This is a genomic window from Thermaerobacter sp. PB12/4term, assembly GCF_003403315.2.
GTDB lineage: Bacteria > Bacillota > Sulfobacillia > Thermaerobacterales > Thermaerobacteraceae > Thermaerobacter.
The window spans coordinates 407,766-426,928 of the sequence record NZ_CP048407.1; the positions used below are offsets into that span (position 1 = coordinate 407,766).

The 19,163-nt window shown below is 73.0% G+C and carries 16 protein-coding genes; 7 read left to right on the forward strand and 9 right to left on the reverse strand.

The annotated features are described in order from the left end of the window. Positions 1 to 36: 36 nt before the first annotated feature. Entirely contained in the window at positions 37 to 933 is an 897-nt protein-coding gene (locus DYI95_RS01715; protein WP_116901108.1) for an SPFH domain-containing protein, read from the forward strand. Between the two features lie 214 nt (positions 934 to 1,147). Beyond that, positions 1,148 to 1,411 (forward strand): Arc family DNA-binding protein, encoded by a 264-nt coding sequence (locus tag DYI95_RS01720; protein WP_116901107.1) that lies wholly within the window; start codon positions 1,148 to 1,150, stop codon positions 1,409 to 1,411. Positions 1,412 to 1,505: 94 nt separating this feature from the next. On the opposite strand, the gene DYI95_RS01725 is transcribed toward DYI95_RS01720, so the two are convergent. From DYI95_RS01725 to DYI95_RS01750, 6 genes are all read right to left on the reverse strand, one after another. Then, positions 1,506 to 2,273: a 3-hydroxyacyl-CoA dehydrogenase gene (locus DYI95_RS01725; RefSeq protein ID WP_116901106.1), complete on the reverse strand. Its 768-nt coding sequence runs from the start codon at positions 2,271 to 2,273 to the stop codon at positions 1,506 to 1,508. 95 nt (positions 2,274 to 2,368) lie between these two features. Then, positions 2,369 to 3,529 carry a thiolase family protein gene (locus DYI95_RS01730; RefSeq protein WP_116901105.1) on the reverse strand — a complete coding sequence of 387 codons (1,161 nt, stop codon included), beginning with the start codon at positions 3,527 to 3,529 and terminating at the stop codon, positions 2,369 to 2,371. A 190-nt stretch (positions 3,530 to 3,719) separates the two neighbouring features. Continuing rightward, positions 3,720 to 5,357: an acyl-CoA synthetase gene (locus DYI95_RS01735; protein ID WP_116901130.1), complete on the reverse strand. Its 1,638-nt coding sequence runs from the start codon at positions 5,355 to 5,357 to the stop codon at positions 3,720 to 3,722. A gap of 63 nt (positions 5,358 to 5,420) precedes the next feature. Continuing rightward, positions 5,421 to 7,088 (reverse strand): long-chain fatty acid--CoA ligase, encoded by a 1,668-nt coding sequence (locus DYI95_RS01740; RefSeq protein ID WP_164581338.1) that lies wholly within the window; start codon positions 7,086 to 7,088, stop codon positions 5,421 to 5,423. 149 nt (positions 7,089 to 7,237) lie between these two features. Then, positions 7,238 to 8,329 carry a CoA transferase gene (locus tag DYI95_RS01745; RefSeq protein WP_243149795.1) on the reverse strand — a complete coding sequence of 364 codons (1,092 nt, stop codon included), beginning with the start codon at positions 8,327 to 8,329 and terminating at the stop codon, positions 7,238 to 7,240. Between the two features lie 121 nt (positions 8,330 to 8,450). Beyond that, complete coding sequence (locus DYI95_RS01750) at positions 8,451 to 9,500, reverse strand: alpha/beta hydrolase family protein (RefSeq protein ID WP_116901104.1); 1,050 nt, start codon at positions 9,498 to 9,500, stop codon at positions 8,451 to 8,453. Positions 9,501 to 9,801: 301 nt separating this feature from the next. Between DYI95_RS01750 and DYI95_RS01755 the strand changes: the two genes are divergently transcribed. From DYI95_RS01755 to DYI95_RS01765, 3 genes are all read left to right on the forward strand, one after another. Further along, positions 9,802 to 10,881 carry a zinc-binding dehydrogenase gene (locus DYI95_RS01755; protein WP_116901103.1) on the forward strand — a complete coding sequence of 360 codons (1,080 nt, stop codon included), beginning with the start codon at positions 9,802 to 9,804 and terminating at the stop codon, positions 10,879 to 10,881. A 68-nt stretch (positions 10,882 to 10,949) separates the two neighbouring features. Beyond that, a complete protein-coding gene (locus DYI95_RS01760; protein WP_116901102.1) occupies positions 10,950 to 12,107 on the forward strand; it encodes an alcohol dehydrogenase catalytic domain-containing protein in 1,158 nt (385 codons plus the stop codon). Positions 12,108 to 12,144: 37 nt separating this feature from the next. Then, a complete protein-coding gene (locus tag DYI95_RS01765) occupies positions 12,145 to 12,600 on the forward strand; it encodes a cupin domain-containing protein (protein WP_006904437.1) in 456 nt (151 codons plus the stop codon). Positions 12,601 to 12,646: 46 nt separating this feature from the next. On the opposite strand, the gene DYI95_RS01770 is transcribed toward DYI95_RS01765, so the two are convergent. Continuing rightward, a complete protein-coding gene (locus DYI95_RS01770; protein WP_116901101.1) occupies positions 12,647 to 14,611 on the reverse strand; it encodes a hypothetical protein in 1,965 nt (654 codons plus the stop codon). A gap of 98 nt (positions 14,612 to 14,709) precedes the next feature. Further along, positions 14,710 to 15,189 carry a hypothetical protein gene (locus DYI95_RS01775; protein ID WP_147308130.1) on the reverse strand — a complete coding sequence of 160 codons (480 nt, stop codon included), beginning with the start codon at positions 15,187 to 15,189 and terminating at the stop codon, positions 14,710 to 14,712. 382 nt (positions 15,190 to 15,571) lie between these two features. Between DYI95_RS01775 and DYI95_RS01780 the strand changes: the two genes are divergently transcribed. After that, positions 15,572 to 16,708, forward strand: coding sequence for a heme A synthase (locus DYI95_RS01780; protein WP_116901099.1), 1,137 nt, complete (start codon positions 15,572 to 15,574; stop codon positions 16,706 to 16,708). 127 nt (positions 16,709 to 16,835) lie between these two features. Here DYI95_RS01780 and DYI95_RS01785 read toward each other — a convergent pair whose 3' ends face one another. Then, positions 16,836 to 17,777 (reverse strand): heme o synthase, encoded by a 942-nt coding sequence (locus tag DYI95_RS01785; protein ID WP_116901098.1) that lies wholly within the window; start codon positions 17,775 to 17,777, stop codon positions 16,836 to 16,838. A gap of 507 nt (positions 17,778 to 18,284) precedes the next feature. Between DYI95_RS01785 and coxB the strand changes: the two genes are divergently transcribed. Continuing rightward, complete coding sequence (gene coxB, locus DYI95_RS01790; RefSeq protein WP_116901097.1) at positions 18,285 to 19,142, forward strand: cytochrome c oxidase subunit II; 858 nt, start codon at positions 18,285 to 18,287, stop codon at positions 19,140 to 19,142. Positions 19,143 to 19,163: the final 21 nt, after the last annotated feature.

A 19,163-nucleotide genomic window follows, 5' to 3' on the forward strand; every position in this document is an offset into this window, starting at 1 on the left:
AAACAACGCGTCCGCAAGAACAAGGGGGACAGGGAAATGAAGGAGGTTCGGGCGCGCGCCCTTCCGGGCATCCTGGGGTTGTTGGTGGTGATCGTGCTGGAGGTTGCCGCGGTGGGCTTCTTTGTCTGGGGGGTCACAGCGCTCGAGGGAGACGGGCCTCCGCTGCTGGGGCACGGCGGCGTGGACCTGGGGGTGAGCTTCCTCCTGCTTGCCGGAGGATGGGTCGCGGCCTCGGGGCTGGTGATCGTCCAGCCCAACTACTCCCGCTCGGTGGTCTTCCTGGGCCGGTACCTGGGCACGTTGCGGGATGCCGGCTGGTGGTGGACCCTTCCCTTAACGAGCAAGCCTGCCGTCTCCCTGCGGGTGCGCAACTTCGACAGCGAGAAGCTCAAGGTCAACGACTTGCGAGGGAACCCCATCGAGATCGCGGCCGTGGTGGTCTGGCGGGTGGTCGATGCGGCCCGGGCGCTGTTTGAGGTCGACCAGTACGAGGAGTTCGTCAAGATCCAGAGTGAGACCGCCGTCCGCCACATCGCCAGCCAGTACCCGTACGACACCTTCGAGGACCACAGCTCGCCTTCCCTGCGGGAGAACACCGACCGGGTGTCCCAGGACCTGGCCCGCGAGCTGCAGGAGCGCCTTGCCGTGGCCGGTGTCGAGGTGCTGGACGCCCGGCTGACCCACCTGGCCTACGCCCCGGAGATCGCCCACGCCATGTTGCAGCGCCAGCAGGCCGAGGCGGTGGTGGCGGCCCGGGCCAAGATCGTCGAGGGCGCCGTCGGCATGGTCGAGATGGCCCTGCAGGAGTTGCAGCGGAGCGGCCTGGTCGACCTGGATGCCGAGCGCCGGGCGGCCATGATCAACAACCTGATGGTGGCCATCGTCGGCGAGCGGGCGGCGCAACCGGTGATCAACGCCGGAACCATCTACTGAGGGCCCGTCCGCCGGAGCCGCACCGCGGTCGCACCGGGGGCCTCCGTCCCCGAAGGGGCGCGCGGGGGCGTGGGGGGTGGCGGACCCGCCGTCATACGTGGCGGAGCGCGAGCCACCGGATGGAAGACGCGGCGCACCAGTTGCGCCCATTGCCGAAAGGGGCGCCTGGGCAGGGACGGGCCCGGGAAGGGATGGGCACGGGAAGGGACGGATCGTGCCGGAGAAGAAGCGATTCCTCTTGCGCATCGCCCCGGAGATCTACGAAGCCCTGCAGCGCTGGGCCGACGACGAGTGGCGCAGCGTCAACGGCCAGATCGAGTACCTGCTCCGGGAGGCGCTCCGGCGGGCTGGCCGGCTGCCCGGCCCTAGGGGGCGCGACCGACCGCCCGGCACCGACGGCGGCGACACGGGGCCCTCGCCTTCGGGGAAGCCGCCGGGGGACGATTCCCGACCGGAGGGCGGCGGTAAGCGCCTCTAGAACCCGGGTCCCGGCGGCGGCAAGGGCGTGCGCCGTGGTGACGAGCTACCCACGGGAGTTCCAACCATTGAGGTACCAGCGATGGGGCCGCGCTTCAGCGCGGCCCCATGCGCAGCGCCCCGTCCAGGCGGATGACCTCGCCGTTGAGCATGGGATTCTCGATGATATGCCGGACCAGCAGGGCGTACTCCCGCGGGCGGCCCAGACGGGAGGGGAAGGGCACCTGCTGCTCCAGGGACTTGCGGGCGGGCTCCGGCAGCCCCGCCATCATCGGCGTCTCGAAGATGCCCGGGGCGATGGCCACGACCCGGATGCCGTACCGGGCCAGCTCCCGCGCCACGGGCAAGGTCATGGCGGCCACGCCGCCCTTGGACGCCGAATAGGCCGGTTGGCCGATCTGCCCGTCGAAGGCCGCCACGGAAGCGGTGTTGACGATCACGCCCCGCTCCCCCTCGGCGTTGGGCTCCTGCTGGGCCATGACCGCCGCCGCCAGCCGGATCACGTTGAAGGTGCCCACCAGGTTGACCTCGATGACCCGGCGGAACCGGTCCAGGTCGTGGGGCCCCTCCCGGCCCAGCACCTTCTCCGCGATGGCGATGCCGGCGCAGTTGACGACGCCGTGCAACCCGCCGAAGGCGTCGACGGCCGTACGGACCGCCTGCTGCACGCTCTCCGCGTCCGTCACGTCGGTGGGGACGAACCGGCCCCGCTCGCCCAGGCGGGCGGCCACCGCCTCGCCGGCCTGGCGGTTCACGTCGGCGATCAACACGCGGGCGCCCGCCTCGGCCAGCAGCTCCGCGGTGGCGGCCCCCAGGCCCGAGCCGCCGCCGGTGACCAGGAAGTTTGCGCCCTTGACCTCCATGGATGCACCTCCTCTTGGCTAAGCCCTTGCATCTCCTGTAAGCCGTAACAATAATCGGGTGGATGAACGGGACCGTGCGGGACCTGGCACGGCTCCTAGCCGAGCCGCTCGATGATGGTGGCCGTGGCCATACCGTGGCCGATGCACATCACCTGCAGGCCGAACTGGCCGCCCGTGGCCTCGAGCCCCGCCAGCATCTTGGCCATCAGGCCGGCGCCCGTGGCCCCCAGCGGGTGGCCGTGGGCGATGGCTCCACCCCACGGGTTGACCTTGTCCATGTCGGGGTCCAGCTCCCGCGCCCAGGCCAGGACCACGGTGGCGAAGGCCTCGTTGATCTCGATCCAGTCGATGTCCCGCAGGCTCAGGCCCGCCCGTTCCAGCGCCAGCCGAGTGGCCGGGATCACGGCGGTCAGCTGCATGGTGGGATCGTCACCCACCACCACCCGGGCGCGGAAGCGGGCCTTCGGCCGCAGCCCGTCGGCCAGGGCCGCCTGCCGGTCGGCCACCAGCACCGCCGAAGCGCCGTCGGAGATCTGGCTGCTGTTGCCGGCGGTCACGATGCCGTTCCCCTGGGGGCGAAACACCGTGGGCAGGGCCGCCATGCGCTCGGGGTCGATCCGGTCGCGGATGCCCTCGTCCCGGGTGACGGTGACGGGCTGTCCTTCAGGGTCCAGGCCCTCAATGGGCACGATTTCCCGGTTCTTCCCCTCGCGGGCGGCCGCGCTGGCCCGCCGGTGGCTCTTGGCCGAGTAGTCGTCGGCCTCCTGGCGGCTGATCCGCCAGCGCTCGGCGATGCGCTCGGCGCTCTCGCCCTGGTGGATCAGCTCGTACCGCTCCCGCAAGGCGGGGTTCAACGTTTCGAAGCCGCCCCGGATGTCGCTGAACATGGGCACCCGGGTCATGCTCTCCACACCGGCGGCGATCACGTAGCGGGCGTCGCCGGCGGCCACGGCCTGGGCCGCGAAGTGGATGGCCTGCTGGCTCGACCCGCACATCCGGTTGAGGCTTACCGCCGGCACCCGGACGGGGAAGCCGGCCAGCAACACGCCCAAGCGGCCGATGTTAGCCCCCTGTTCGCCGGCCTGGGTGACGCAGCCGGTGACCACGTCGTCGACGGCCGCCGGGTCCAGACCGGTTCGCTCTATCAAACCCTGCAGGGCCAAGGCGAGCAACTGGTCCGGACGGGTGGCGCGGTGGACCCCGTCCCGCCGGCCAAAGGGTGTGCGAACGCCCTCCACAAGCACGGGTTCGCCCATGGCCAACCCTCCTTCCCGGATCCCGGCCGGGATGGGGACGAACCCGCGGCCGGGTGGGGATGATGGACCCTTCAACGCCGCCGGTCGCCGCCCCTGCCGGAACCGCCCCGCCCGGGGATTCCGGCGGACACGGCTACGCCGGCTACGGCTCCCTGTCACGGGCCACAGCGCGGGCGGGCCCAGGACCCGCTCAGCCGGTCCCGGCGGCGAACCGGGCTCGCAACTCGCGCTTCAGGATCTTGCCCGAGGCGTTGCGGGGCAGGTCGTCCACGAAGATGACCCGTTTGGGGACCTTGAAGGGCGCCAGGTGCTGGCGGGCGTGGGCGATCAGGTCGTCCGCCGTGGCGGTGGCGCCCCGCTTCAGCACCACCACCGCCGTCACCGCCTCGATCCACCTGGGGTCGGGCAGGGCGATCACGGCCACCTCCGAGACGGCGGGGTGGGTGTAGAGGACCTCCTCCACCTCCCGGCTGGCGACCAGCACGCCGCCCGTGTTGATCACGTCCTTGATCCGGTCGACCACGTAGAGGTATCCTTCTTCGTCCATGTAGCCCAGGTCGCCCGAGTGGAACCACCCGCCCTGGAACGCCTCCGCCGTCTCCTCGGGCTTCTCCCAGTAGCCCACCAGCAGCTGGGGCGACCGGTGGACGATCTCCCCCAGCTGGCCCGGCGGCACGTCCCGCATGTCCGGGTCGACCACCCGGGTCTCCACGTGGAGCACGGGGCGCCCGGCCGAGGCGGGGCGGGCGTCGTGCTCCTCGGGGCGGAGCACCGTGGCCAGGGGTGCGATCTCGCTCTGGCCATAGCAGTTGTAGACCGCCACCCCCGGCAGCCGCTGCCGCAGCTCCTGTAGCACCGGTACCGGCATGATGGAGGCGCCGTAGTATACCTTCTTCAGGCTCGACAGGTCATGCCGGTCGAACTCGGGGTGCCGGAGAAAGTTGATCCACACCGTGGGCGGGGCGAACATCGAGTTGATCCGCTGGCGGGCGATCAGGGGCAGGCACACCTCGGGCACCGGCGCCGGGAGGATCCAGCCCGTGGCCCCCACCAGGAGCTGCGGCATCAGGAAGACGTGCATCTGGGCGGAATGGTAGAGGGGCAGGGCGTGCAGGCAACGGTCGTGGTGCTGGATGTCCAGTTCCACGATGCAGCTCAGGTACTCCGCCAGGAGGGCCCGGTGGGTCATCATGGCCCCCTTGGGGGCGGCGGTGGTGCCGGAGGTGTACAGCAGCTGGACCACCTGGTCCTCGTCCACGGCCGCGAAGGCGGCGTCACCGCTGGCGGCGCCGGCGGCGGAATCGGGAGCCCCGCCAGCGCCAGCGGCCGAGCCTGCACCGGGCGCGGCCCCCGATCCCTCCGCGCCCGGTCCGGCGGGCAGCACGGTCTCCAGCAGCGACTCCATGGTGGCGAAGAGGGTGGCGGCGGCCTGGTCGCGCACCGCGGCCACCGCCGGCTCCAGCTGGGCGTCGTAGAACACCGCCCGGCTGCCCGATTGGTTCAGGATGTAAAGAAGCTCCCGGCCCGTCAGCATGAAGTTGACCGGCACATGGATGAACCCGGCCCGAGCGCAAGCGAGAAAGAGCAGGACGTAGATGTCGGAATTGCGGCCCAGGGCGGCCACCCGGTCGCCCGGCTCGAGGCCCATGGCCAGCAGGGCCCGGGCCAGGCGGGTGACGGCGGCATCCAGCCCGGCATAGGTCCAGTGGCGGTCGCCGAAGTAGAGGGCGATGCGGTCGCGGTGCTTGCGGGCGGACCGGCGCAGGGCGTCGCCGATGGTGTTCCGGAGGGCCAGGCGGAGGGCCGGTTCGTCCGGTGCAGGGAGCATGGGATGGCCTCCTTTCCAGAGGTGGCGGGAGCTGGCCGGCAGGTGGAGCGGGCGGCGGGCGGCTCAGCCGCCCGCCGCCAGGTGGTCACGGAAGCGCTCCCGCAGGGCGGCCTTGAGGAACTTGCCGGTGGACGTGCGGGGAATCTCCGGCACGAAGACCACGTCGTCGGGCAGCCACCACTTGGCGAACTTGGGCCGGAGCCAGTCCAGGAGTTCCTCCCGGGTGACCGTGTGGCCCTCTTTGGGGACCACCACCGCCAGGGGCCGCTCCTGCCACCGGGGATGGGGCACGGCGATGACCGCCGCCTCGGCCACGGCGGGGTGGGCCATCAGCTCGTTCTCCAGGGCCACGGAGCTGATCCACTCGCCGCCGGACTTGACCAGGTCCTTCTCCCGGTCCTTGATCTCCACGAAGCCCCGCGGGTCGATGGTGGCGATGTCGCCGGTGCGCAGCCAGCCGTCGGCGGTCCAGCGGTCGGCAGCCTCGGGAGCGTTGTAATAGGAGGCGGCGACCCAGGCTCCCCGGATCTCCAGCTCGCCCATGGTTTCGCCGTCCCACGGCGCCACGCCCTGGTCGTTGCGGATGCGGACCTCCACCAGGGGAACCGGCCGGCCCTGCTTGGCCCGCAGGTCGTACTGGACGCCGGCGGGAGCGTCCGCCAGGTCCGGGGGCAGGTGGGAGAGGGTGCCCACGGGGGAGGTTTCGGTCATGCCCCAGCCGTGGATCACCCGCAGGCCGTGCCGCTCCTGGAATGCCTGGATCATGCCCCGGGGCGCGGCCGACCCGCCCACCAGCATGGCCCGCAGGCTGGAGAGATCCCACCGGCCCGGGTTCTTGTCGAGCTCCTGCAGGATGCCCAGCCAGATGGTGGGGACGCCGGCGGTCAGCGTCACCCGCTCCTGGGAGAAGTCTTCCAGCAGGCTGACGGCGTCCAGGTGGGGTCCGGGGAAGACTTGCTTGGCCCCCACCATGGTGGCCGTGAAGGGCATGCCCCAGGCGTTGGCGTGAAACATGGGGACCACGGGCAGGCAGCAGTCGGACTCGCCCATGCCCACGCAGTCGGGCAGGGCCGTGCCCAGGGAGTGGAGCACCAGGGCCCGGTGGGAGTAGACCACGCCCTTGGGCCGCCCGGTGGTGCCCGAGGTGTAGCACATGGCGGCGGCTTCCCGTTCGTCCAGGTCCGGTTCGCGGTACCGGGTGGGGTCGGCGGCGGCCAGCAGCTGCTCGTAGTCGAGGAACCCGCCGGCGCCGGCCGCCTCGCCCGCGCCGGAACCCCCCGCGCCCGGACCGGCGCCCGCCGGCGCGGCGCCCACCACGATCACGTGCTCTAGCTGCACCTGGTCGCGGAACTGCTGGTAGAGGGGCAGCAGGGTCCGGTCCACGATCAGCACCTTGTCGCCGGCGTGCTGGACGATATAGGCCAGCTCCGAGGGGTGCAGGCGCAGGTTCAGGGTGTGCAGCACCGCCCCGGCGGCGGGAATGCCGAAATAGGCCTCTAGGTGCTGGTACTGGTTCCACATCAGCGTGGCGACCCGGTCGCCGCGGCCGACGCCCAGCTCCTGAAGCGCCACGGCCAAGCGCCGCGCCCGCTCGGTGAACTCCCGGTAGGTGTAGCGGTGGAAGCTCTTGTCCGGCAGGCGGGTGACGATCTCGCGGGAGCCGAAGAGGGCCTCGGCCCGCCGAAAGATGGTCAGGAGGGTGAGGGGAAAGTCCATCATCAGTCCCTGCATGGGCCATCCTCCTCTCGCAGGTGGCCGGCCCGGGCCCCCAGCGCCGGGGCCGGCGGGTGGTGGGTGCCGGCGGGGCAGCGCCGGCTACCGCGGGGATACCGCCTGATACGGCAACGCCTTGCGTCCGCAGCTGCAGCCCCTTCCCGGCATCACCTCCCTGCGGGTGCCTCCCGCCTCGCCACCGCCCGCACGGCGGCGATGGGCAGGTCCCGGGAGCGCGCCCAGGCCTCCCATTCCTCCGCCGTCCGGCGGCGGAAGGCGGCGGCCAGGCGAGCCTCCACCTCCATGGGCAGGGCCGCGCCGCTCGAGGCGTCCTGTAGCAGCCCACCTCGGGCGCCGGGGGTGGGAAAGGGCGTGTCCCAGGTGGGCGTGTCCCAGGTGCCTTGTGGGTCCCCTGGTGGGGCCGTGCTTTCCTCCGGCGGAGGGTCGCTGCCGGTGCCCTGGCCGGTGTCTTCCAGCAGCTCGCCGTCTTCCAGCAGCTCGGCCAGCAGCCGCTGGGCGAAGTGGGGCTCCAGGGCCGCCACGGCCACCCAGCCTTCCCGGGCAGGGTAGCACCGGTAGAAGGGCAGGCCGCCTCCCAGCAGGCCACCGGGGGCAGTCAGCCCGTGCCGCAGGGGCTCGGCCAGGGCGGAAGCCGCCTCGGCCAGGCTGACCTCGACCGGGTGGAGGGGGAGGCCCCGCTGCCGCGCCAGCAGGAGGGCCAGGGCGGCGGCCACCGCCCGTTCGGCCCCGGCCAGGTCGGCCAGCAGGGTGCGGGGCAGGGCCGGCGGGTCGAGCAGGCCCGCCTCCGCCAGGTAGGTCAGATCGTGGCCGGGTTCTTCCTGCCGGGGCGCGGGGTAGCCCACGATGGCCACGTGGGCCAGGTGCGGGAAGCGCCGGCCCAGTTCGGCGGGTGAAAGCCCGAGCCGGGTCAGGGCCGACGGGCGCTGGGCGGTCAGGAGCAGGTCCGCCCCGGCCAGCAGGCGGTACAGCTCCTCCCGCCCTGCCGCCGACTTCAGGTCCAGGCGGCGCACCTCCTGCCCCGCGGTCAGGGACCGGTACCAGGCGGGGGCAGCCGTGGCCAGCGGATCGCCACCAGGCGGTTCGACTTTGCAAACCGTTGCGCCCAGGGCTTGAAGCCGGGCCGCGGCCACCGGCCCCGGTACGTTGACGGCCAAGTTGACCACCCGGCAACCCTGCAGGGGAGCCAGGGACAGGGGCGGCGCGGGGGAGGGGCGGGCATGGGCGGGCACGGCCTTCACCCCGATTCGTCGCCAGGAATGGTGGTGGACACGGAATTCGCCGCGCCGGCCTGCCATCCTGCCGGATGGTGCCGAACCTCCGGTCGAACCCGAACCCGGCCTTACCAGGCCGGTCCCGGGATCAGCTGCGGCGGGCCGGTGGCGCGTCCCCGGCCGGGGCGTCGCCCGCCAGGGCCCGGTAGAGCAAGGGCAGCGAGAGGTCGTAGCGGTGGGCGATGCTGAAGTGGCCGCCGTCGAACTCGTCGTAGGCGTGGGCGATGCCCAGGTCCTCCAGCGCCCGGTGCAGCTGCCGCGCGCCCCAGAGCAGGTTGAACTCGTCCTGGCGCCCGCAGTCGATGTAGACCAGCCGCAGGCGGCGGAGGGCGCCGGCGACCCGGGGCGCCAGGCGGACGGGGTCCAGAGCCAGCCACCGTTCCCAGACGGCGGGGCGCAGGGCGCCGGTTTCCAGGTCCACCGGCAGGGCGATGCCGTGGGGTTCCGCGGGGTCGGGCGAGTAGCAGGCCGCCATGGCCAGGATGTTCAGGGACGCCTGCCAGGTACGGTTGAGGGACCGGCCCTGGGCCCGCAGCTGGCGGTAGGCGTCCAGGTAGGCATCGAGGCCGCCCAGCTGGCGCACATGGTCGAGGAACTTGGGGAAATCGGGGAGGTAGCAGTACTCGAACGCCATGTCCCCCGAGTGGCAGGCGAAGGCCTGGAAGACCTCCGGGTGCCGCGCGGCCTGGATGAAGGACCCGTACCCGCCCGACGATTTGCCCGCCAGGCCGTGGGCCGACACGGCATAGTGCCGCTCCACCAGGGGGACCAGCTCCCGGACCAGGTAGTCTTCGTAAGGGCCGACGGCGGGGGAGTTCAGGTACTGGCTGCCGCCCAGGTAGGTGAAGCAGTCGGGCAGGGCAAAGAGGGCGGGCCCGATGCGGCCCTCGGCGTAGAGGCGCCCCAGCCGCTCCGGCAGGGTCTCCTCCCAGGGGTTGAAGTTGAGCTGGCTCGGACCCGTTCCCCCGAAGCCGGAGAGCACCCAGATGCAGGGCACCGGCCGGTCCGGCAACCCATCGGGAGGAACCAGCACCCACAGGGAGCGCTCGGCCGGGTCCCCCCAGGGGTTGCCCGCCAGCAGCCGACTGCGGTGGCGGTGTTCCACGGCCTGGAAGGGCGGGTGGTGAGGACGGTGCACGATGGGATCACCTCGTCGCAGCAATCTGGGTTGAAGCAGTCCGGGTGCGGGGCCGCCTTGGGCCCGGCCCCCGGGCCCCCGGTGTGGTACCTTCTAAGATAGCCCGATACCGGGATGTTTCTGGACGGCGGGCTTGCTTCCTGGCCGCGGGCAGGGCGCCGGGCGCCGGGCTGGACCCAGGGCATGGGGGAAGCCGCTTGGGCCGCGGTCCGGGCCGCATCGGCCCGCACCTGCAGGTCCTAGGACCGCGGGGCCGTCCGCGGCCCGGCCCGCCCCATCCCGGTTGCCTGGAGGGTGGCCGTTGCTGCAAGGATACCTGGCCGGCATTCGCCGGCTGACCCTGCGCCAGGTCCCCGTGCCCGAGCCGGGGCCGGGGGAAGTGGTGGTCAAGATCCGGTGCGCACTGACGTGCGGCACCGACCTGAAGACCTTTCGCCGGGGCCACGCGCGCCTGCCCGTTCCGGGTCCCTTCGGCCATGAAGCGGCCGGGGTCGTCCATGCCGTCGGCGAAGGGGTGGAACGCTTCCGGCCGGGCGACGCGGTGATGTGGGTGCCCACGGCACCGTGCGGCCAGTGCCCGCCCTGCCGGCGGGGCCAAGAGAACCTGTGCCGGCACCTCTTCGATCCCGAGCGCATGGCCCTGGGGGCGTATGCCGAGTTCATCCGCCTGCCGGCCCCCATCGTGGCCCGGCACCTGTTTGCCAAGCCCGGCCACCTGTCTTTCGAGCAGGCCGCCTTTCTCGAGCCCCTGAGCTGTGTGGTGCGGGGCTGGCGGCGGCTGGGCCGGCCCGAAGAAGTGGTGGTCATCGGCACCGGCACCATCGGGCTCTTGCACGTCATGGTGGCGCGGGCGTTGCAGGTACCCCGCATCGTGGCCGTGGGGCGGCGGCCGGCGGGGCTGGAACTGGCCCGGCAGGCGGGGGCCACTGAAACCCTGGCGGCGGATGCCCAGGAAGCCCTGCCCCGGGTTCGCGCCCTGTTCGGCGGTGAGGGGCCGGCGGCGGTCATCGAGGCCACCGGCCGGGCGGAAAGCTGGCAGGCGGCCGCCCAGTGGGTCCGGCCGGGCGGGCGGGTGCTGCTCTTCGGCGGCCTGGCCGGCGGCACCTGGGTACACTTTGAAGCCTTCCGGCTCCATTACGAAGAGGTCGACCTCATCGGTTCCTTCCACTACACCCCCGCCGACGTGCGGGAGTCCTACGATCTCTTGGCCCGCGGCCGGCTGCCGGTGGCGATGCTGATCACCCACCGGCGGCCCCTGGCCGAGCTGCCGGAGGTCTTCCAGGCCCTGGACCGGGGGGAGGCGATCAAGGTCGCCCTCTACCCGGAGGGTACCGTGCCGGCCGGGCCGGGTCAGGGTTCGTCATCGCAAACCCTGGCCTGAGCCCCGGGAAGAGCGGAAGCCGGAGCCCCGGCGCCCGCCGGGTGCCGGGGCAGGAGGGGAGGCTGGGCATGGCCGAAGGGGTGACCGGTCCGGCGACGGGGGCGCCGGTTCTTCCGGAGGCGATGCAGGTGGCCCTTCTCGACGGGCAGGGGCAGGTCCGGGTGGCCCGGCGGCCCGTGCCGCAGCCCGGTCCGGGTGAAGCCCTGGTCCGGCTGCGGGCCTGCGGCATCTGCTCCAGCGACCTGCTGGACTGGTACGTGGCGGGGAAAGCCCGGGAGGGACCCTTCGTCTTCGGTCACGAGCCGGCGGGCGAGATCGTGGCCTTCGGGCCGGGCGCGGTGCCGCCGCCCGGGGTGGATGTGGGCAGCCGGGTCTTCGTCCACCACCATGCACCCTGCATGGCGTGCGCCGCCTGCCGGCGGGGCGATTACGTCCACTGCCCCCTCTGGCGCCAGCCGGGCCTGCGGCCGGGCGGCATGGCGGAGTACGCCGTCATCGCACCCCAGGTGCTCCGGCACGACACCCTGCCCCTGCCGGAGGGCGCGGGATGGGAGGTGGGGGTCCTGGTCGAACCGGTGGCCTGTGCGGTCCATGCCCTGCAGCGGGCCGGCCTGGAACCGGGGCAGCGGGTGATGGTGATCGGCGCCGGGTTCATGGGCCAGGTGCTGGGGCTGGTGGCCCGGGCCTGGGGCGCGGCCGAGCGGGCCGTGGTCGACCGGGTGCCGGGCCGGCTGGCCTGGGCGGCCCGGCGCTGGGCGACCCTGGTCCTCGACACCCGGGCCGGGACCCAGGCCGAGCCGGCGGAGCCGCCGGGCGGTCCGGTGCCGTGGGTCCGGGTGGCCTCCGGCCCCGAGGAGGTGGCGCGCTGCCTGGCCGAGCGCTGGGGCGAGGGCGCCGACCTGGTCCTGGTCTCGCCGGCGGGGGAGGAGCCCCTGCGGCTGGGCATCGCCTGCGCCCGGCCCGGCGGCACCGTGGTGATGTTCGCCCCCACGGCCCCGGGTCACGATCCGTCCATTCCGGGGTATGACATCTTCTTCCGGGAGATCCGGCTGGTCCCCAGCTACTCGGCGGGGCCGCCCGACACCCGGGCGGCGCTGGACCTGCTGGCCTCCGGCCGGGTTCCGGCGCGAGAGCTGGTCACCCACCGCTACCCCCTGGCCGAGGTGGCCACGGCCTACCGCCAGGTCAAGGACCCCGGCGCCTTGAAGGTCCTGGTCGAGCTGTGACACGGCCCGGGGAGGCGGCCGCGGAGGAGGTTGCCCGATGGAAGCGACGTCCAATCGTCCCCTGACGGCGGAGGAGTTCGGGCGGCTGCGGGTGCGCCGGTTCGACCCCGCCACCTTCCGCTGGGAGGGCATTCCCGACCAGGTCTACCAGGGTCCGGAGGAACCGGCCCCCCGGTTCCGCGACGTGATCCGCCGCACCCTGGTGCCCGGCGGGGCCACCCCGGCCGCCTTCGAGGTGCGGTACTTCGAGGTGGGCCCCGGGGGTTACTCGCGCTTTGAGCTTCACCAGCACATCCACGCAGTGCTGGTGCTGCGGGGCGAAGGGGAGGTCCAGGTGGGGGGCGAGGTCTATCGGGTCCGCCCCTTCGACCTGGTCTACATCCCTCCGGAGACGCCCCACCAGTTCCGGCACCGGGGGGCCCCGGGCGACGAGCCCTTCGGGTTCCTCTGCGTGGTCGACGCCCAGCGGGACCGTCCCCGGCCGCTGGATTGACGGGGCCTGGCCCTGGGCCGGCTCACGGCCGGCGGGGTGGCCGCATTCACCGGAAGGGTTTCAGGGAGCCGGGCTCCCGCCCGGTGGCGAAGGAGGGCACAGCCCGCCGGGTGCCGCCGGCCCGGGGAGGAACGGGGACACCCGCGGCGGGCGCGCCCGGCGCCCCAGGCGGGTAGGAGGCCGCCCCGGCCGCCAGCCCCGGCCTGCCGGCGCCGGGCGGGAGGGTGGCGGCTCCCGGCAGCCCCGGCCCCACCCCCGGTGCTGGGGGGGCCACTGGCGCCTGGGGGACCGCCGGCGGCTGGAAGATCGTACCCGCTCCGGCCAGTGGCCTAGGCGATTGCGCGGTGATCGCGCTGCCCATGGGGCGCCGGGGGAGGAACCGGTACCCCGCGCGGGCGCCGGGGGGAAGGGCCGACGGCGGCAGCCCCGCCAGATCCTGGGGCGCCGGCCGGGGACGGAAGACCGCCGCCCGGGCCGGCGCGCCGGCCCGGGCCGTGGCCGGCCCGTCCCGCACCGGGTCCGTACCGGTTGCGTCTTGCCGCTCGGGGGGTGCCGGCTCCGGGCCCGCAGGTTCGGCCCCACCGGGCCGTTCCGCAGCCGGGGGCACGGGATGCCCCGCGGCGACCGGGTGACCCGGTGCCGCGTGGGGGTCGTGCTCCTGGCCCGGCGCCGTGGCGGTTCCGGTGGGAGGGCCCGCCGGTTTGGGTTCCCTGAGACTGTCTTCCCCCTCGGCAGGCGCGCCGGGCCAGGCGTCCCAGCCCTGACTGCGGCCGCCGGCTCTGCCGGAATGGCCCGCCTCGGCCTCCTGGCCGGGCGCAGGCGAGCTCCCGCCCTCGCCGCCGGTGGCCATGCCGGTTCCTCCGCCACCGGGGCCTTCCCCGCTTCCCGGGCCGTTGCCGTTGGAACCTGGCGGAGAGAGGCTCGGCGTGGCGCCGCCGCCTTCGGTAGGGGCGCCCTCGGTGGTGCCGCCCTCGGCGGTGGCGTGGCCCGCCGGGCCGCCGGGGTTCCCGGTGCGGGTCGGGCCGGCTTCCGGGCGTCCGGGGGCGAGCCGGGCCCAGGGCACCACGGGCTGCCGCGGCCCGCCGTAGAAGGCAACCAGCCCGGCGTAGAGAGCGGCCGCGATCACCTGGGCCGGCCAGCCCGCAGGCAGGGTCAGGCTGGCGGCCAGGGGAGCGACCAGGACGACCCCCCCGGCGGCCGGACCGGATCCCTTCGCTCCTGCCGTGCACCCCGGGCCGGCCGGTTCGTCCGGGCCGGACCTCGCGGTCCGGGCGGCAAGGGGTTCCGGCACGCCTCCGGCGGGGGGGTACACCAGGAACAGCAGCTTTTGCCGCGGCCAGGCCCGCTGGTGCACGGGCATGCAGCCGGCCTCCAACAGGCTCCGGGCCAGGTGTCGGCCCAGCCCCCAGGCCCGCCAGGGCCGGCGACCGGCGGTGGCGACCCGGCCGCGCAGGGAAACGGCGTCAAGGTGGATGTGGAGCACGACGTCGGCCGTCAGGCGGGTGAAGGCCGGTGCGGCGGCGGACGAACCGGCGCTGCCGCTCCCGGCGGCCTCGCCGGAGCCCGCAGGGGTACCGGAGGGGCTGCCGGTGCCCGCAGCCGGGTCGGGAGGGGCCGCGCCGGCCGCCGTGGCCGGCGCGGCCTGAGGGACGCGGACCTGCTGTGCCCCGCCCGCAGGCACCTGGACCACTGTTACCCCTGCCCGCTGGAGGATGGTGGCGAGTTCCGCGGCCAGCCTTTCCGCCGCACCCTCGGGATGCGGGGCAGCAGGGCCGGGCCCGCCGCGTTGCCCCGCCGGCGGAGCGGTGCGGGGGCCGGGTTCGTCCGCCGTCACCTGCAGGATCACCGTCCGCCCGTGCAGGGCCGAGTCGACCGCCGCGTAAGCAGGCCCATCCCCGCCGCCGCCCACCCAGACCCGGTGCCCCAGGCGTTCCAGCACGGTCACCCAGCCCGGGATGCCTGCGGTGTCGTCCACGTCGACCAGCCAGCGGTGGCGGACCAGCACCTGCATGGCGACCCCTCCTCCGGTCGGTGTCAGCATACGCACGGCCCGGAGGCGGGGTTCAGGGGGAAAGGGAGCGGCTTTGCCCAGGGCCCGGTTGGCAGGCCTCAGGCCTCCTGGCGGGCGCCGTTCAGCACGCCACCCAGAACACCGCCGTAGACCAGGTGGGCCAGGGCGGCCACCAGGGCGCTGCGGGCCCCGGAAAAGCCCGTGCCCAGGAAGCCGGGCGACGGAGCTGCACCGACGGCGGACAGCAGGGGCAGGATGAGCAGGGCCCCTGCGACCCAGACGGCGAGCCCAAAGGCCATGCCGGTCACCGCATTGCCGGCGGGCGCAACGGCGCGGTACACGAAGGCCCAGAGGACAGCGGCCACCAGGAGGGCCGCCAGGCCGCCGATGGACATGGCGGCCTGGGCCGTGATCCGGCCGTCGCCCATGCCCAGGCCGTCGGCGACAAAGCGGCTGAAGGCTCCGCGCTGGGTGCCCAGGATGGGCTGCAGCACGTAGACCGTCGCGATCTGCACCAGCCCGGCGACCAGTCCGGCGGTCACGACGCGGGCGGTGGCCACCTTTCGCACCGGTGCCACGGCCATCTCACTCCTTTGTCTTCTGGCGAGGGCGCGCCGGACCGCGGCCCCAGGGCTGCCGGCCCGGCGGCAGGCATCATGGTTAGGGTGACCAGGGGCCGGACCGGCCATGCGAGACCGGCCAGGCGATGCAGGATCGAGCCCGCGCCGCATTGCACCCGGCGGGTCCATGGGCTACGGTGGTCCTGGTCCGGCCCGGCGGTGCCGGGGTACGGCGCCCGCGGCGGGACCCGGTGCCGGGGAGGCTGCCGCCCGCCTGGGCCAGGGCCGCAGACCGCGTTTCGAGGCGAGTTGCGCGGGCTTGTCTGGAGGTCTCGGGCTGGATTCGGCCAGCATTCCACGAGCCACGAGCCGGCTGGATTTCACGGGGAGGGATGCGGGTATGCCCGATGGCGCGGCAGTTCCGGGGCACGGGCGCAGGCCGCCGGCCGGCAACGGCGCCTTGCGGCCCGGCGGCGGCCTGCGCTGGCTGGCGGTGGTGGCGACGGTGACCATGTTCCTGGTGGTGGTCGCCGGTGCTCTGGTCACGGCCACCGGCTCGGGGGAGGGCTGTGGCCGCTCCTGGCCGCTTTGCGGGTCGCCGGAATGGACCCTCCAGGCCGTCATCGAGTTCAGTCACCGGGTCATCTCCGGCATTGCCGCCCTGGCCGTGGTGGCGCTGGCCGTGCTGGCGCCGCGGCGCCTGGGCGGCCGCCGCGACGCCCGCTGGCTGGCGGCGGTGGCGGTCGTCTTCCTGTTCTTGCAGGCCGGGCTCGGTGCCGGCGTGGTCCTGTGGGGGCAGTCCGACGCCGTCCTGGCCCTGCATTTCGGCATCTCCCTGGTCTCCTTCGCATCGGTGGCGCTGCTCAGCCTGCGGGTGTTGCGAGGAGCGGCCGCCCCGGCGGGACGGGCCGGTCAGGAGGGCCCGGGCAGCGGCGGGCACGGCGTGCCGGCCGTGCTGCGCCGGGGGCTGTGGCTCGTGCTGGGCTACACGTACCTGGTGGTCTACACGGGGGCCTACGTGCGCCACACCCAATCCAGCCTGGCTTGCCCGGCCTGGCCGGCCTGCGGGACGGCGTGGGAGGGGGCGGCGCTGGTCCAGATGGTCCACCGGCTGGCAGCCGGCGCGCTGCTGGTGGGGCTGGGCATCCTGGTTGTGATGGCCCGCCGCCACGGTCGAGAGCTTCCCGCTCTGGTCCGGGGCACCTGGCTGGCGGCCGGCCTGGCCGTCCTGCAGGCGGCGAGCGGCGCCTATGTGGTCCTGAGCCGGCTGGAACTGGCGGCGGCCATGCTGCACAGCAGCATCATGGCCCTGCTCTTCACCGTGCTGTGCCACCTGGCGCTGGAGGCGGCGGGGCCGGCGTGGTCCCTGCACGGTGGTGTCGCGACGGCGGCCGGGCGTCCGCCATCTTCACAGCCGGGTCCGGCGGTAGCGGCCGGTGCGGGCGAACCGGCGTCCCTTGCCGGCTCGCCCGCACCGGCGTCCGCGCCCGCGGCCCGCAGCAGCCGGCCGGCGGGGGCACCCTCGGGACCGGCGTGAGCTCGGTACCGGCGTTAGCCGGAAAGGGCAGGCGTAAAGACCAACGGCGCAGGGGCCGGCCCCTGCGCCGTTGGTCCTTCATGTGTCTCTCATCCCTTGCCGCTCGTACCCTTGCCGCTCGGGTCCCTCACATTCGGCCGAGCAGGGCGTTGACCACCTGGTGCAGCGTCACGTCCAGCACCATGGCCCCGAAGACGCCGAAGAGGTACACGATGCTGTAGCCGTAAAGGGCCCGGGCACGTCCCTCGGTGGTCTGCCGCAGCAGCCCGCGGGTGAGCCGCAGGTAGCGGGCGCCCAGTACCACGGCGACCAGGGCGTAGGCCCAGCCCAGCTGGCCCAGGGGGAGCATGGCCAGGGTAATCCCCACGGTCACCCAGGTGTAGAAGTACACCTGGCGCAGCGTGGCCTCCACGCCGGCCACCACGGGCAACATGGGGACACGGGCCCTGGCGTATTCGTCCCGCAAAGCCACGGCCAGCGCCCAGAAGTGGGGCGGGGTCCAGAAGAACACGATCAGGAACAGGACCACCGCCGCGACCTCCAGCCGCCCGGTGGCGGCAGCCCAGCCGATCAGCGGCCCCACGGCGCCGGCCGCGCCGCCGATCACGATGTTCTGCGGCGTGCGGCGCTTGAGCCACGCGGTATAGACCAGCACGTAGAAGGCGATGCCGCCCACGGCCAGGTAGGCCGCCAGCGGGTTGACCTGCGTGTAGAGCAGCGCGAAGCTCATGACACCCAGGATCACGGCGAAGACCGTCGCCTGACCGGGACGGATCCGCCCCGCGGCGATGGGGCGCTGGCTGGTGCGGGGCATGGCGGCGTCCATATCCCGGTCCAGCACGTGATTCAGGGTCGCGGCGGAGCCACCGGCCAGCAGGGTCCCCACCAGGGTCAGGAAGAGGGTCCAGGGATGGGGCGCCTCTCCCAGGGCGACCCACATGGAGGCCGCCGTGGTGACCAGCACGAGCAGCATGACGCCCGGCTTCATCAGCGTCAGGTAGTCGCGGAGCGCGTTGCTCCGGCTGGTGGTGATGGCGCGCGCCAGCACCGCGCTGTTGGGCATGCTCATGTTCGTTCCTCCATCCGGCATGGCGAACCCGCCGGTCCAGGAATCCGCGAAGCCGCCGGATTTCGCCACCCGCGCCCTCACAACGATTAGAAAATACCGTAAACCCGGAGGTTCATGCGACCCAAGGGGTGCCCGCTCCGGCTTCAGCCCGAGGCGCATCGGTTTCCAGCCCGATGGCCAGGACAGCGCCCGTTCGGGGACTGTTGATAGTGAGCTGCAGGAAAGAGGAGCGCGCAGGAACGATTACGCCACTATTCTATCGGTTTGCGGATCGCTGGCAAGACGGGGCACTGGGTGGATCGGGGCACCAGGGGCCGGCCTGCCGGTCTTGTCATTTGTCGCCTTGCGGCTACGGGGGGGATTCCATACAATCCAAGCGGACTCGGACCTTATTGCGTCGCTGGTGCAACAGGGACAGATCGTCCGAATCTGACCTTGTGGTCCGGGGGGTGGGGGAACTGTTGAACGCCCGCCGGACCGCAGCGGGGATTGGAGGCAGAGGGGGACATGCAGCAGGTAACCGAGCGCGACAACCGGCGCGCCGGTGCTGTCATGACCCTGCTCATCGGGCTCGTCCTGGTGGCGGGTGTGGCGAGCACCGTATACGCGACGAAGCGCTGGTGGCTGCCGCCCCTGGTGTCGGCGGCTGCGGCGCCCATCGATCGTTTGTTCAACATCATCATGGTCAGCATAGGCATTGTCTTCGTGCTGACCCAGGGTTTGCTGGCCTGGTTCGTATGGAAGGCGGCGCGCAGCCCGCGGGCGCTGTACTGGCATGAGAGCAAGCGCCTGGAATCCACCTGGACGGTGGCGACGGCCGTCATCCTGACCGTCTTCATCGTCATGGGTTATCAGATCTGGCTCACTCTTCACACGCCGACGGCCGCGGCGGCGGAGAAGTCGACGGTGGTGGAGGTCTGGGGGCAGCAGTTCTTCTGGACGGCGCGGTATCCGGGTCCCGACGGCCAGTTCGGCAAGACCGACCCGCAGTTCGTCGACTTCCAGAAGAACCCCTTCGGCATCGACCCCAACGACCCTGCGGGCAAGGATGACATCGTGATTGACGGCTCCAAGGGGCCCATCGTGATGCCGGCGGATTATCACGTCACGGTCAAGCTGAGCTCGCGGGACGTGATCCACAGCTTCTTCGTGCCCAATCTGCGCGTGAAGATGGACGCCGTCCCCGGTCAGGTGACGGAGGTCTACGTGCAGCCCACGGAGCCGGGTCGCTACGAAATCGCCTGCGCGGAACTGTGCGGTGTCGGTCACTTCGCGATGCGCGGCGAGATCGAGGTCCTGCCGGAAACGGACTGGCAGGCCTGGCTTCAGCAGCATGCGGGCCAGCACGGCGGCACGGCTCAGTGATCGGTAGCCTGTAAACCGTCG

Bases quoted from the DNA above. Each gene is read 5' to 3' on its own strand.
- DYI95_RS01715 (WP_116901108.1), top strand. From the start codon at position 37: ATGAAGGAGGTTCGGGCGCGCGCCCTTCCGGGCATCCTGGGGTTGTTG.
- DYI95_RS01725 (WP_116901106.1), bottom strand. From the start codon at position 2,273: ATGGAGGTCAAGGGCGCAAACTTCCTGGTCACCGGCGGCGGCTCGGGC.
- DYI95_RS01730 (WP_116901105.1), bottom strand. From the start codon at position 3,529: ATGGGCGAACCCGTGCTTGTGGAGGGCGTTCGCACACCCTTTGGCCGG.
- DYI95_RS01735 (WP_116901130.1), bottom strand. From the start codon at position 5,357: ATGCTCCCTGCACCGGACGAACCGGCCCTCCGCCTGGCCCTCCGGAAC.
- DYI95_RS01740 (WP_164581338.1), bottom strand. From the start codon at position 7,088: ATGCAGGGACTGATGATGGACTTTCCCCTCACCCTCCTGACCATCTTT.
- DYI95_RS01760 (WP_116901102.1), top strand. From the start codon at position 10,950: ATGGCCGAAGGGGTGACCGGTCCGGCGACGGGGGCGCCGGTTCTTCCG.
- DYI95_RS01765 (WP_006904437.1), top strand. From the start codon at position 12,145: ATGGAAGCGACGTCCAATCGTCCCCTGACGGCGGAGGAGTTCGGGCGG.
- DYI95_RS01770 (WP_116901101.1), bottom strand. From the start codon at position 14,611: ATGCAGGTGCTGGTCCGCCACCGCTGGCTGGTCGACGTGGACGACACC.
- DYI95_RS01780 (WP_116901099.1), top strand. From the start codon at position 15,572: ATGCCCGATGGCGCGGCAGTTCCGGGGCACGGGCGCAGGCCGCCGGCC.
- DYI95_RS01785 (WP_116901098.1), bottom strand. From the start codon at position 17,777: ATGAGCATGCCCAACAGCGCGGTGCTGGCGCGCGCCATCACCACCAGC.
- coxB (WP_116901097.1), top strand. From the start codon at position 18,285: ATGCAGCAGGTAACCGAGCGCGACAACCGGCGCGCCGGTGCTGTCATG.